At 30.2% G+C, this 14,164-nt stretch carries 12 protein-coding genes; 8 read left to right on the forward strand and 4 right to left on the reverse strand.

Features of this window, described 5'->3' with window-relative positions; all coding sequences use genetic code 11:
- Window positions 1–1,081 precede the first annotated feature (1,081 nt).
- The 4 genes from porV (at window position 1,082) to RH98_RS04085 (ending at window position 5,102) form a co-directional block, all read left to right on the forward strand.
- Window positions 1,082–2,212, forward strand: coding sequence for a type IX secretion system outer membrane channel protein PorV (porV, locus tag RH98_RS04070; protein ID WP_010250797.1), 1,131 nt, complete (start codon window positions 1,082–1,084; stop codon window positions 2,210–2,212).
- A gap of 96 nt (window positions 2,213–2,308) precedes the next feature.
- Window positions 2,309–2,791 (forward strand): cytidine deaminase, encoded by a 483-nt coding sequence (locus tag RH98_RS04075; protein ID WP_010250799.1) that lies wholly within the window; start codon window positions 2,309–2,311, stop codon window positions 2,789–2,791.
- Window positions 2,792–3,027: 236 nt separating this feature from the next.
- Window positions 3,028–4,419: a hemolysin family protein gene (locus RH98_RS04080; RefSeq protein WP_010250801.1), complete on the forward strand. Its 1,392-nt coding sequence runs from the start codon at window positions 3,028–3,030 to the stop codon at window positions 4,417–4,419.
- A gap of 266 nt (window positions 4,420–4,685) precedes the next feature.
- Entirely contained in the window at window positions 4,686–5,102 is a 417-nt protein-coding gene (locus tag RH98_RS04085) for a GNAT family N-acetyltransferase (RefSeq protein WP_010250802.1), read from the forward strand.
- Window positions 5,103–5,116: 14 nt separating this feature from the next.
- Here the strand turns inward: RH98_RS04085 and RH98_RS04090 are convergent, their stop codons facing one another.
- Entirely contained in the window at window positions 5,117–6,256 is a 1,140-nt protein-coding gene (locus tag RH98_RS04090; protein WP_010250804.1) for a multidrug effflux MFS transporter, read from the reverse strand.
- A gap of 88 nt (window positions 6,257–6,344) precedes the next feature.
- Between RH98_RS04090 and RH98_RS04095 the strand changes: the two genes are divergently transcribed.
- Window positions 6,345–7,112, forward strand: coding sequence for an AraC family transcriptional regulator (locus RH98_RS04095; protein WP_010250806.1), 768 nt, complete (start codon window positions 6,345–6,347; stop codon window positions 7,110–7,112).
- A gap of 101 nt (window positions 7,113–7,213) precedes the next feature.
- Window positions 7,214–7,795 (forward strand): uracil-DNA glycosylase family protein, encoded by a 582-nt coding sequence (locus RH98_RS04100; protein ID WP_010250808.1) that lies wholly within the window; start codon window positions 7,214–7,216, stop codon window positions 7,793–7,795.
- On the opposite strand, the gene RH98_RS04105 is transcribed toward RH98_RS04100, so the two are convergent.
- The 3 genes from RH98_RS04105 to RH98_RS04115 all read right to left on the reverse strand — a co-directional run bounded on the left by RH98_RS04105 (window position 7,788) and on the right by RH98_RS04115 (window position 11,849).
- Window positions 7,788–8,966, reverse strand: coding sequence for an MFS transporter (locus RH98_RS04105; RefSeq protein WP_026038735.1), 1,179 nt, complete (start codon window positions 8,964–8,966; stop codon window positions 7,788–7,790). The genes RH98_RS04100 and RH98_RS04105 overlap by 8 nt on opposite strands.
- Window positions 8,967–9,101: 135 nt before the next feature.
- Complete coding sequence (putP, locus tag RH98_RS04110; protein ID WP_010250811.1) at window positions 9,102–10,604, reverse strand: sodium/proline symporter PutP; 1,503 nt, start codon at window positions 10,602–10,604, stop codon at window positions 9,102–9,104.
- A gap of 507 nt (window positions 10,605–11,111) precedes the next feature.
- On the reverse strand, window positions 11,112–11,849 hold the full coding sequence (locus tag RH98_RS04115) for a CDP-alcohol phosphatidyltransferase family protein (protein WP_010250813.1): 738 nt from the start codon (window positions 11,847–11,849) through the stop codon (window positions 11,112–11,114).
- 382 nt (window positions 11,850–12,231) lie between these two features.
- Between RH98_RS04115 and RH98_RS04120 the strand changes: the two genes are divergently transcribed.
- Both RH98_RS04120 and RH98_RS04125 read left to right on the forward strand, forming a co-directional pair.
- Window positions 12,232–13,350 (forward strand): lipoprotein N-acyltransferase Lnb domain-containing protein, encoded by a 1,119-nt coding sequence (locus tag RH98_RS04120; protein WP_010250815.1) that lies wholly within the window; start codon window positions 12,232–12,234, stop codon window positions 13,348–13,350.
- A gap of 30 nt (window positions 13,351–13,380) precedes the next feature.
- Window positions 13,381–14,118 carry a tyrosine-protein phosphatase gene (locus RH98_RS04125; protein WP_026038736.1) on the forward strand — a complete coding sequence of 246 codons (738 nt, stop codon included), beginning with the start codon at window positions 13,381–13,383 and terminating at the stop codon, window positions 14,116–14,118.
- The last annotated feature ends 46 nt before the right edge of the window (window positions 14,119–14,164 follow it).

Below are 14,164 nucleotides of genomic sequence, written 5' to 3' on the forward strand. Positions count from 1 at the left end.
AAAGTGAATTTTTAATTAATAGTTTACTGTATAAAATGAAGTCCTCTTGACTTTTTAGTTTTGCGAAATTTCTTTAAGTCTATACGATAAAAGCCGTGAAATTCCATATCGTTTATCTAGATAATGTAGGTGCCGAATCTATTGCGTAAAGCGCGAAAGCTTTCTGACTAAGGATTTATTCTTTCAATGACATATCTTTCTTTGTATAGTTTTTTATAAAAATAATTGTCTGTATTCTCTTCTCTATTTTGTTGTATGAGGACAAATGTTAGCTATTATTTCTTTCTCTCTAGATAATTTTAACTTCTGTGGGTCAAAACCAGTATCACTATTAATAAACTAATCTTGATAGGCGTTTTGTAGCATTAGTTAAGTGACTCATTAAGTATTCAAACTTAATTTCTATATCAGATATATCCTTTACTTATCAATTGGATAGGAGGTTTGATGTACATATTTTAATTATCTGAGCAAAATAAAAAAGTACCTCACTTTTTTTTAACCCTAAAAATCATATCTAGCTATATTACAGTGTGTTATATTAAAAATAACGATTTTAAGGTAAAATTGTAATGCTTGGTAAGGCCATTATTCATAAGGATTAGAGCGAAATCCTTCAACACTTCTTCAACACTTCCCTATGATTGCTCCATATATAGGGCTATTTGTTGAAGGAATCTTGAAGAAGTGTTGAAGCATTGTTGAAAAAATCATATCCTCTATAGTAATAAAGGCATATAAGGAATCAAATATTTCAAGAATCATTTTAGGCAATGTATTCGAAAAGAACTTTGGATAATTATCTGAGTAATATTTTGATTAACTTATTTTTTCTTAAATAAAAGTGAATGAGTATTTGTTTTTATTAGTGTTTTTAGTGTATATGGAAAGTTTTTACTGTTTTATTCGTCTTTAGTGTGTAATTATTGTCAATGTTTAGTTGTAAAATCTGAAAAGGTTTTTATATTTATAAAAATTAAAAATGAAGCTTACTCTTTAGAAATATTTTTGAATTCGATAAGAAGCTTATTAATAAGGAAGAAAAAATTATATTTGTGAAATTATATTATATAAATAATAGATGAAAAATATTACATCAATACTTCTTACTGCTTTATTTGGTCAAGTAGTTTTAGCTCAAGATGTCCGTCCAATTATAACGGGTGTACCTTTCTTGACAATTAATGGTGATGCTAGATCTGCTGGTATGGGAGATATGGGAGTTGCAACCTCAAGTGATGCTTTTTCTCAGCAACATAACCCTGCTAAATATGCTTTTTCAAAAGAGCAACAAGCATTTTCTATGAGTTATACCCCTTATATGTCAAAGATATCTAGTGGAATGTCATTAGGGCAACTAACATATTTTAATAAGTTTAATGAAAGAAGTGCTGTGGGAGCTAGTTTGCGCTACTTTGGTATGGGAGATATTGATTTGCGTCAAGATTACAATAGTGTGCCTGTAACACGTAAGCCTAATGAGTTCTCTATTGATGTATCGTATTCTCTAAAATTAAGTGAACGCTTCTCAATGGCTGTAGCAGGAAGATTTATTAATTCAAATCTGAAAGTTCCAGAATCAGATGGATATAATTCTAATGCAAATTCTTTTGCAGTTGACGTTGCAGGTTTTTATGAATCTGATATTATTTCATTTCCAACTTTTGATGGACGTTGGAGAGCAGGTTTTAATATTCAGAACTTAGGACCTAAGATTAAATATGATGACGCTGCAGGAGATGGTTCATTCTTACCGAGTAATTTAAAATTAGGAGGTGGGTTTGATTTTATTTTGGACGAATATAATACAGTTACCGTTACAGGAGAAATTAGTAAATTATTAGTACCTACTCCTCCAAAAGATAGATCTGATGCTGAAGAAATGAGAAAGTATAATGATACGGGATGGTTTAAGGGAGTTTTTAAATCACTAGGTGATGCACCTGATGGATTTAGTGAAGAGATGAAGGAAGTTATGTGGTCTATTGGAGCAGAATATTGGTATGATAATAAGTTTGCATTTCGTACAGGTTACTTCCACGAAAGTAAAGATAAAGGTGCTAGACAATTTGCAACATTAGGTGCAGGTTTTAAATATAACATCGTTACTATTGACATGTCCTATTTATTTTCGACCTCTAGTATAAATAATCCATTAGAAAATACATTAAGGTTTTCTTTGACTTTTGACATAAGTAAGAAAAGATATTAAAAGGTAAAGAAAAACAGTTATATTTGTATAAAGAATCCAAACCAGCAGAAATTGTGTTGTGTTTGGATTTTTTGTCTAACATAATTAAATTAGATTATGAGAAAAGTAGAATTAACCACAACATTCTTGGAATATGATTCTATAAATGAATTGAATCCTGAAGATAAAATGTTGATGGAGAAGGCAATCGAAGTAAGAAAGAATGCTTATGCACCATATTCTAAATTCCGAGTGGGAGCTGCATTACTATTAGAAGATGGAACAATAGTTCAAGGATCAAATCAAGAGAATGCTGCATATCCGTCAGGATTGTGTGCTGAGCGCACTGCTATTTTTCATGCAAGTGCTATTCATCCAAATAAAAAGATATTAAAATTAGCTATTTCTGCATCCTCAGATGTAAAGTTAACTAATTTTCCAATTCCTCCTTGTGGAGCTTGTAGACAAAGTATCTTGGAATATGAAGTTAAGCAAGATCAACCGATCGAGATGTTCTTTATGGGAGCGGAAGGGATAGTATGTTATTCTCCATCTTTGATTAATATATTGCCTTTTCATTTTGATAAAAATTCGATGTAATCTTTGATTGCGGTAATCTTATCTTAACTAAAGAAAAGATTTTATAATATTAGTAATTTGGGATATTTAAGTAGTTAAATGCTGTAAGTATGCATTTCTGTTTATATGTTCTAAAAAAATACTATTTTTGTAATCATTATGTATTAAATAAATTAGTACATTTGATATACCAATTAAATAGTTTTAATTGGAGGGTCTTTAAAATACATTAACTCAGACCTTTTTTAATTATAAAAATGGACACATACCCCCAGATCATTACAATGTTGGCTAGCGCTAGCATTGTACACGAAGACATTTCAGTAGGTAAACTTTTACTTACATTATTATTAGTTCTATTAAACGGATTTTTTGTGGCAGCTGAATTTGCTATAGTCAAAGTACGTACTTCACAGATAGAACTTTATCAAGAATCTAATTCTAAAGTTGCAGGAGTAGCAAAGTCAATAGTAAGTAATCTAGATGCTTATTTGGCAGCGACTCAGTTAGGTATTACACTAGCATCTCTAGGTTTAGGTTGGGTAGGTGAGAGTTCTCTTACGCCTGTTATTATGAGTTTCTTTGAACTTATAGGATTATCAGGACCAGAATGGTATGCAATGGCAAAAAATATTTCTTTTCCTTTAGCTTTTGCAATTATTACTATTCTGCATATTGTATTTGGTGAATTGGCGCCGAAATCTTTAGCTATTCACTTTCCAACGAAAACTACTTTTACTGTAGCATTACCTTTGCGTATATTTTATTTCGTGTTCCAACCTATTATTTGGTTGATGAACGGACTTGCAAATGGAATTTTAAAAGTATTTGGAATAACTCCTATTCATGGATCTGATATCCATTCAGAAGAAGAGCTAAAAATGATTATTACAGAAAGTCAAGAAGGAGGAGCCATTGAAGAAACAGAACGTTTGTTGATTCAGAATGTTTTTGACTTTGATGATCGAAGAGTAAATAATATACAAACTTTACGTAAAAATGTGTCTGCAATTGAAATTGGAACAACAGTAAAGGATTCTATTGATTATGCTATTAATGAAGGATATTCACGTTATCCAGTTTATGAAGATACTTTAGATAATATTAAAGGTGTTATCTATACGAAAGATTTAATGAAAGCAATGTTGAAAGACAGAAATGATAGAGACATCGCTTCATTAATGAGAGAACCTATATATATATCAGAAAATGCTTTGATTAAAAATGTATTAAAACAATTCCAAGCCAAGCATTTACAGATGGCTATTGCTACAAATGAAGTAGGAGAGTTTACAGGGATTGTTACTATGGAAGATATCTTAGAGGAGTTAGTAGGTGAAATCCAAGATGAATATGATAATGAGGTTCCAGTTGTTGAGAAAGTAAAAGATAATATATATAACGTTCAAGCACATTATAATATATCCGATATTAACAGATTGCTACCCTATAAATTTGAAGAGAGTGAACATTATGATACCCTTGCGGGACTAATAGGTGAGGAATGTCCAGATCGTGAGTTTAAAGAGGGGGATATAATTGATCTAGATGACTATGAAGGATTAGTCTTAAAGATGTATCGTAACTCTGTAGAACAAGTTCAATTGACTCTGAAAGAAAGAGTAAATGATGAAGCTAAAGATAAATAATAGAAAGCACTGCAAATTGCAGTGCTTTTTTTTGTTCCATTTGGTATGTTCTTCTAAAAAAAAGGAGGTGAATAGTATTTTCCTCCTATCATATATTCTATTGTTAGTACTATAAAAGAATGGAGTTCTTTATCACTTCTATATTGCTTAGTTAATTTTTAAGATTGATTTTCAAATTGTTCTAAATTATCGCAATTCTCTTTTTTTGATCATCTAGATTTTTTGAAAGGTTATATTTGTCAAGTATAATATAATTAAATAGATGTATGGAATATATTGGGAAATATGAAAAGGTTTTGCCGCAGGATTATATTGATTTAAGAGTGAAAAGTGGGCTTTCTAGTAAGAGTATGGAAGCTGCAATTATTGGACTTTCAAATTCATTATGCTGTGTTGCGATTTATCATATTGAGACAAACAAAATTGTAGGTATGGGAAGAGTAGTAGGAGATGGTGCTTGTCATTGCCAAGTAGTTGATATTTGTGTCTTGCCGGAGCATCAAGGTCAAGGATTGGGTAAATTGATAATGTCTATGATAGATAGTTTTGTGAAGAATAATTTGCCAGACTCGTGTTACGTTAATTTGATAGCAGATGGAGAGGCTTTTAGATTATATGAAAAATATGGTTTTAAAGAAGTTTGGCCTGCTTCTCGAGGTATGGGATATGTAAAAAAGAATTAATAAGTAGAACAGCACTACTTATTAATTCTTTTTATAGTAATAGCAAGTACTAATGAAAGGAATGAAAAAACTACTACAACATTACCTAAGTTATCCATCTTGCTACTAATAAATAGTCCACTGCCAATTAATAGATAATATAAGAGTCCAAATAGTGCACCTGCCGAACCAATACTTGTTTTATAGGATAATAGTGATTGGCTTAATATATTAGGAATTGCTATTCCAAATGAAGCTACAATTAGTAACGTAGGAACTAAAAAGAGTAAGCTGTCATTTAAGAAATAGAGCAAGGTAGCATTCAGAAATGCTAGTACAGCAGCGGTAATAATCATTGAATAAGGACTAATATTTTTCTCAATGCATTTTTTATTTATAAAACTTCCAACAAAAGAACCAATAGCAAGTATGATACCGCTGTATCCATATATAGTTGAACTTAGCCCTGCTTTTTTGAATATAAAAGGCGCAAACGAGTAGTAGCTAAATAGTAAAACATTAAAACACATTACAAGTAAAGCAAATATTATAATTGTTTTGTCTGTATACATTTTTTTACTAAGTGCTATTGTACTTTTAACTGTGATTTTTGTGTCATCTTGTTTAGTTTCAGGTAATTTTTGAATAGCTACGGTAACTAATATTAATGCTAAAAAAGCGAGGAGAATAAAAACACCGTAATAACCAAAATATCTTACCGTACCACCTCCAAGAAGTAATCCTATTACTGGGCTTATAGAAAGCGCTACTCCCATTATGGAAAAAACTTTTCCAAGCTCTTTTCCTGAATAAATATCACGCATCATAGTTTGTGTAATTACAGAACCTACTGCAATTCCGAATGCGGAAATAAATCTGGCAAGTAGCAATATTTCAAATTTTGGTGATATTAGTGCTACAATAGAAGCGATTGCATAAGTGCTAAGTCCATATATCATTGCTTTTCTACGACCTATATAATCACTTAATATACCCCAGAATATTACTCCTATAGCAAAAGCAATAAAGTAAATACTAATAGTTAATAATGCTTTAGTATCACTTACTTTAAATGCGTCAGCTAGATTAGGTAATGCTGGACTATATATTGTTTCGACAAATTGGGGAAACATCATTAGGACAATCATAAATCCTAAGCTTATTTTTGTTTTCATCTTTATATTAATTTGCTGCAAAGTTCTCTGTTTTGTTTTGTAACTTTATAACAGTATAAAAACATAAAACATCAAAAATAGGACAGGTATGGCTTATTTACGTCCCGAAGATGAATTTGTAGCAGATAATATTGATTTACCGATTATAGGTATTGCGTCTGACTTGTCTCTTCATGATTCTGGATTTCACCAGCACGATCATCATACTCAAATACTCTATGCTCCAAGTGGATGCATGACACTCATAAGTGATAAAGTTCAAGTAGTATTACCTCCATCTAAATTATTAGTGATTCCTCCTAGAGTTAGACATAGAGTGACGTTTAGAAATGTAGTGGCTTATCGATCTATTTACATAAGGGAAAAAGATTTTGAACTTGCAGCAATGATAACTGTACTCTCTGTTAATCCTCTTTTTAGAGAAGTAATTGAACGTATTTGTTATTGGGATTGGGAAGAATATTCTGAAGAGAATAAAAATTTATTAAAAGTCTTTTGGGATGAATTTAATCACTCTACTGTTTCTAATTTTAGTCTAAGTATTCCAAATGATTATAGAATTAAAGATATAATTGAAAAATATTTACTTCACGAAGAAATACCTCCTTTTTTAAATGAATTAGCCCTACAAGTAGGTGCAAGTGAGAAAACAATATCAAGAATATTTAAAAAGGAAACTGGTATGTCTTATCAAAATTGGAGATTGCAATGGAGATTATTTAGAGCGATTGAATTATTAGCCGAGCATCGTACAATTGGAGAAATTACTTATGAGTTAAATTTTTCTTCAGATAGTGCATTTATTGAGTTTTTTAAAAAGCAGACAGGTGTAACACCTAATAAATATATAATTTAATATAATACATTCTTTATTACTTATAGTACTAAAGAATATATTATGTTATTTTAATTCATAAAATAATAATTATAATTTTATGAATTAGATAAAATATTGTTATGGATCAATTTGATAACTTATTAAAAGAGGTACGCGCTTGTGAAATATGTATTAACCAATTGCCTTTGGGATGCAACCCAATTGTTCAAGCTGGAGAACATTCTAAAATTGTTATTATTGGGCAAGCTCCTGGATTAAAAGTTAATGAGACAGGAATTCCTTTTGATGATAAAAGTGGTGATGAGCTTAGATTGTGGTTGGGTGTTACTAAAGAGCAATTTTATGACGTAAACAATTTTGCTATTATGCCAATGGGATTTTGTTATCCTGGTAAAGGAAAGAATGGTGATTTACCACCTATGAAAATATGTGCACCTACTTGGCATCATAAAATTCTAAGTGAAATGAAAGAAGTAAAATTAATTCTATTAGTAGGCCAATATTCGCAGAAATATTACTTGAATTCAAAAGCTACTTTGACTACTAATGTACATGAATTCCATACTTGCTTACCTACTTATTTTCCACTGCCACATCCTTCACCACGTAATTTTATTTGGATGAATAAAAATAAATGGTTTAACATAGAGGTTTTGCCTGTATTAAAACATCAAATTGCACAGATTCTAAACTTTAATTAATCTTAGCAATTAATCGTTGTCTCACAAACATGTAAATTAAGCTAATTAGAATTACAAATGAACTAGCATACATGATTATAGGAATATTAGTTATGACATCTTTGTAATACCAACCTGCTAAGAAAGCACCTCCACCTACGCCTAGTTCTAATGCTATGTACATTGTAGATATTGCTCTTCCACGTTGATCAGGTTTGCTAAAGTCAATAGTCCATGCATTCAGTGCCGGGGATAAAATTCCTAGTGAAATTCCATAAACAAAAGCACCTGTATAGAGACCAACTTTACTAGTGAAAAATGCAATAATAAGAAGAGAGACAATTAATAAAACAAGTCCGATATTAATGATAAGAACTCTTCCATATTTATCTGAAACTTTACCAGCAACAAATCTTACTAATAAAGAAGATAATGTGAAAATCATAAAGAAAATACCTTTGTTTTCAAGACCTAAATGTGTGGTCCAGTCCGGTATTAAGGTTAGTATGACACCATAAGCGATATAGGATAAACATGTAATTAAAGCAGCAGGAAAGACAGCTAAATCAAAGATATCTTTACCTGAAATTTTTAGTAATGAGAATTTGAACTTTTCTTTTTTAGGTAAAGTTTCTTTCATATTTAGCAGTATAGCAATTGAAAGAAGTGCAAATAAAGCTGATGTATAAAATAAAAAGTCAATTGACGTATAAATCTTAATTGTACTACCGATTGCAGGACCTATTGCCATCCCTGTACTAAAAGAGATGCCATGCAGTCCTAGGGCTTCTCCCCAACGTTCTCTAGGTACAATGTCTGCAACATAAGCAGCGGTAGCTGTAGGTTTAAATCCTGTAGAAAAACCATGCAATAGTCTTAAAAATAGAAATCCTGAAACACTTGTTAGTATAGGATAAAGTAAACTACAAATAAAACAAACTATAGAACCAATAGCCATAATAGGTACCCTACCAATTTTATCTGTTAGTTTTCCACTAAAAGGGCGCGAAATTCCTGCAGTAATTGTAAATAATCCTATTATTAACCCTTTGTATTCAGCTCCTCCTAGACTTGATAAGTATTCTGGTAATTCAGGTATTAGCATATTAAAACTAGCTGAGAATAGGAGAGAACTAAGGCAAACTAGTATAAAATGTCTATTATATATGGGGTGAGCTGAATGTGTTAGCATATTGTAGTTTTATTCAGCTGCAAAGGTATAGGTTTTCAAATGTGATAACAAGTTTAAAATATATAGTCACTAACATAAAAAAAAGAGACCTTCGTAATTGAAAGTCTCTTTTCTTATAATTATATTTTCGTTTTCTTATTTTTCTTCGTGATATAATTTATCTGCTTCTTCAAATTTATTTACCATATGTGGAGTTGCTTGTTTACCATATATAGAGATTAAATAAATTGTTATTGAACTAAAGATAAACCCTGGAATTATTTCGTATAATTTAGGACCAAATAAGATTGGCCATAAAATTACAGTCAATGCTCCAACTGCTATTCCTGCCAAAGCAGCTGTACCAGTCGTTCTTTTCCAAAATAAAGTAAATAATACGATAGGGCCAAATGCAGCTCCAAAGCCTGCCCAAGCATGAGCTACTAAAGCTAATACTTTACTGTTTGGATTATAAGCTATAAAAATTGCAAATAATGAGATTAGTAATACACTTAATCTTCCTGTCCATACAAGTTCTTTTTGACTAGCACCTCTTCTAAAGTATCCTTTATAAAAATCTTGAGTTAGCGTACTAGAAGCCATCAGCAATTGAGAGCTAAGCGTACTCATTACAGCTGCAAGAATAGCTGAAAGAAGAATACCTACAATCCATGGATTAAATAAATATTTAATTAACTCTATAAATATAAGTTCATTGTCCTTGTTAACTTCGACTGCATTTTCTGGGAATCTATGGAAATAACTGATTCCTAAGTAACCTATTAATACTGCTCCCCCCATACATAATGTCATCCAGGTCATTCCTATTCTACGCGCATTTTTCATGGTCTTAACACCATCTGCAGCCATAAATCTTGCTAATATATGTGGTTGACCAAAATATCCTAGCCCCCAAGCTGCTGCACTAATAATAGTAATTAATTCTACGTTTTTGGTTAGACTGTTATAGGGTATATGATCAGCTAAACTTGCTTTATCAGTAAACTCAACAATCATATCCCATCCTCCCATGTGCATGATTATCATAACAGGTGTTACTATTAATGCAAATAACATTAATGTAGCTTGAATAGTATCGCTCCAACTAACAGCTAAGAATCCACCAATAAAAGTATAAATAATAGTTGCTAGTGCTCCAATATATAATGCACTAAGGTAGTCCATGTGGAATAATGTTTCAAATAGTCTAGCACCCGCTACCATTCCTGAAGAACAATAAATAGTAAAGAAAACTAAAATTGTTAATGCAGAAACTGTTTTTACTATTTTACCACTATCCCCATAACGATTTCTAAAAAAGTCTGGTAACGTTAGAGCATTTTCGTTTATCTCTGTATGCACACGCAGTCTTCCAGCTACTAATTTCCAATTGTAATAAGCTCCCACTGTCAAACCTATAGCTATCCAAGCACTAGAAAGCCCTTTGTTAAAAATATCTCCTGGCAACCCCATAAGTAGCCAACCCGACATATCTGACGCTCCAGCAGATAATGCGGTTACAAGTGGTCCGAAACTACGTCCACCTAGAATGTAGTCTGAAAAATCTTTTGTGCGTAAATAAGCTACAATACCAATACCTAAAATGACCACTAGATAAATTATAAATGTTATAATCGTTGGGTCTAGAATATCAAACATATATTTTTGAGTTTTTGATTAAAAAATTTCTTAAAAGTATTTAAAAAAAATATAAAAACTAAAGTATTGTTTGATTATTTATATAATAATAGTTTTAAGGCTTGTTATTATATTGTTATAATATTTGAAATCTGTATTTTTATTTATGAGTTTTATTGCTTTAAATAAAAATTTTAGCCTTTATGATAAATGTTTTTATAAAAATTACTCTGCTAAAAAAATGTTTTATAAAGGGCTTTTTTAAGTAACAATTTAGATTATTAATACTTGAGTATTGAGAAAAAAATGGTCTTGCACCTTATGGGGTTATGGAGCAAGACCAAAAGTAGTATGAAAAAAAAGTTTATAGATAAATTTCAATAACTATGCCATTGTATGATTTCAGTATTTAAAAAAATAGCTATTATTTGTTTTGTATTAGCAATAATTACAAAATGTTAGTTTATTTAAGATTGCTTAGTAATTACTAAGAAGGCGCTTTTTGATTTGATATAAATAGTTGATGTATTAGGCTATTTTTGGAGCTGTTATGTTTTTGATAATGGACAATATAATATATACTATTATTATAATTGGAATTGCTAAATATTTTAAGGCAATTAAAAGTATTAAAGACACTATCATAAAAATAATTTGCAATTTATAAGCTCCTAAATTGTTAGGTTTTATTTTTAATGAGAATAGAGGTAATTCTGCATTCATAATTATTGCACTTAGAATACTTAAAATAACTAATAAATATGGATTACTTAGGATATTAATAATTATCTCTGAATCAGTTGTACTTATAATCATTGGTAAGCTTAATATAAATAAAGCGTTTCCAGGAGTTGGCAATCCAATAAAAGAATCTGTTTGTCTAGTGTCAATATTAAATTTAGCTAGACGATACGCTGCACCCAAAGTAATAATAAATCCTAAATAAGGAACTACTCCCATATAATAAGTATCTGGAGTCAAATTATACAGTTCTTGATTAGCCTGTATATTAGCTAATTGTTTATAAACTACTAATCCAGGTACTACACCGCTAGTAACCATATCCGCTAAGGAGTCTAATTGTAAGCCTAGCTCACTCTTTACATTTAGGATACGAGCTACAAAGCCATCCCAATAATCAAAGAAAATACCAATACATACCCATAAAAATGCCATGTGTATATTATCATCAAATGCGTAAACACAGGCAATAAGTCCTGATAATAAATTTAAAAGTGTAATTAGATTAGGGATGTGTTTCTTCATGTTGTTGACTCTTTTGTTTTGTTGTTTTACTGCTTACGACAGTAGTATTTTAATAGTACAAATGTATCATAAAAGTTAGAAATACGTAAATAATGTCAATTGATTAGTAAATATTATTTTATTTAGTGATTTAGTGATTATATATAAACTTTTCGTAGTAATCATTCACTATGGTAAGTAGTGAAAAATATGTTCGTAACTATAAAGAAGGGACTAGGGTATAAAAAATGATTTAAATACAATATTAAAACTTACTAGATTTATTAAGAATCTTTAAATAAACATAGGCAGTACTTTTCTAGTCCGTAGGTTTATGTTGTAAAATATTTATTTATCTTTTTTTGAATGCTTAAACCTTAATATCTTTAGCAAAAAATAAAAAATGAAAGCTTTTTTATATAGTTTACTGCTACTGTTTTTTACCCAGCAGGTTTTAGCTCAAGATAAGGAATTGTCTGATTTAGCTCAAATTAGTGTATTAACTGTGGGGACTGGACCTGAATTACATGAGTTATTTGGACATACAGCTATTCGAGTAAATGATCCTATGCAAGGTATTGATCGTGTATATAACTTTGGAATGTTTGCCTTTTCTACACCAAATTTTGCATTGCGTTTTGTTAAGGGAGATATGAAGTATTTTGTAGTTTATACCCCTATGCGCAATTTCGTAATGAGCTATGTTTATGATAATCGAAGTGTTTATGAACAAGTTTTAAATCTTACTTCAGCACAAAAAGAAGACATTTGGCATAAGTTAAACGAAGCATTGAAAGAAGAAAATAAATATTACGTTTATAAGTTTATAGATCAGAATTGTACAACCAAAGTAGTAGACATCGTTAATAGTGCTACTAATACAATAGTTAATGCAGAAGTTCCAGCAAATAATAAAAGCTATCGAAGTATTTTTAATGATTATCTTACAGATAGTTATTTTCTAAAGTTAGGAATTAATATGATTTTAGGAGCACGTATAGATGAGGTTAATGATAAACAGTTTCTTCCAGATAAATATATGCAAGGTTTAGAGAAAACTGTAGTTGATGGACATCCCATCGTTAGTGAGACAGTGACATTATTTAGTGCTGATCCTAATCTAACTTCAAAAGCTTCATGGTGGGATTCGTTATGGTTTTTCTCTTTGTTATGTGTAATAATAGGATTTTTAGGAAAGAATTATAGGATCATAAGAAAAGTTTACTTTTTCATATTAGGTAGTTTAGGTGTTTTATTTGCTTTTGTAACACTTTATTCTGATCATATTGAAATATTACGTAATAATATTATTCTTTTATGTAGTCCTTTATTTTTAGTTTTCATGTTCCTCAGTAATGGAAGTAAAATATATAAAATTCTTTATATAATAAGTTTAATAGGATTAGGACTTTATATTGTTTTAAATGTTTTTTCTGAAAGATTATTAATTACCCTACCTTTGTTTTTGTTAACTTTATTCTTTTTAATAATCGATAAGCGTCAAAATAAGCTTATTATATAATAAATTAATATTACTCAAAAACTATCAGATATGTTTTCAATGTTTAAGTCAAAACCTGCGTTAAAAGAAATAATACCTAGTGATTATATTGATATTCATTCTCATTTAATGTTTGGAATTGATGATGGGGCACAGACACCAGATGATACTAAGTTTATTATTGAGTCGATGAAATCTTTAGGTTTTGATCAAGCAATTACTACTCCTCACACAACTCCATTAGTATGGGATAATACAAAAGAAGGAATACTGTCAAAATATGATGAGGTAAAAAATATTTTATCTGATCATGCGGATATGCTTTCATTACGAGTTGCTTCTGAGTATATGATGGACGATAGTTTTTTAAAAAGAATGGAACAAGAAGAATTACTGACTTTAAAAGATAAGTATGTATTGGTAGAGATGTCATATATTAACCCACCCATACAGTTATTTGATATCTTATTCCAATTAAAAAGTAGAGGGTACGAAATTGTATTAGCACATCCTGAACGATATAATTTTTATCATCAAAATACAGATATGTATTTGAAGTTGAAAAAGATGGGATGTAATTTTCAAATGAATTTACTTTCTGTTACAGGTTATTATGGCGGACATGTTTTAGAAGCTGCTAAGTTTTTATTAAAGAATGATTTAATTGATTTTGCAGGATCAGATATCCATCATAGTAAACATATAAAAGGGTTTGAATCAAAGGTGCAAGTAAAAGACATTAAGAATTTAGAAAAAGCAATATCTAATAATAAGATATTTAAAATATAAAGATAATATACACTACACTTACATCTGTTTGGGGGTATTTGTACAC

The organism is Myroides injenensis M09-0166, assembly GCF_000246945.1.
GTDB lineage: Bacteria > Bacteroidota > Bacteroidia > Flavobacteriales > Flavobacteriaceae > Flavobacterium > Flavobacterium injenense.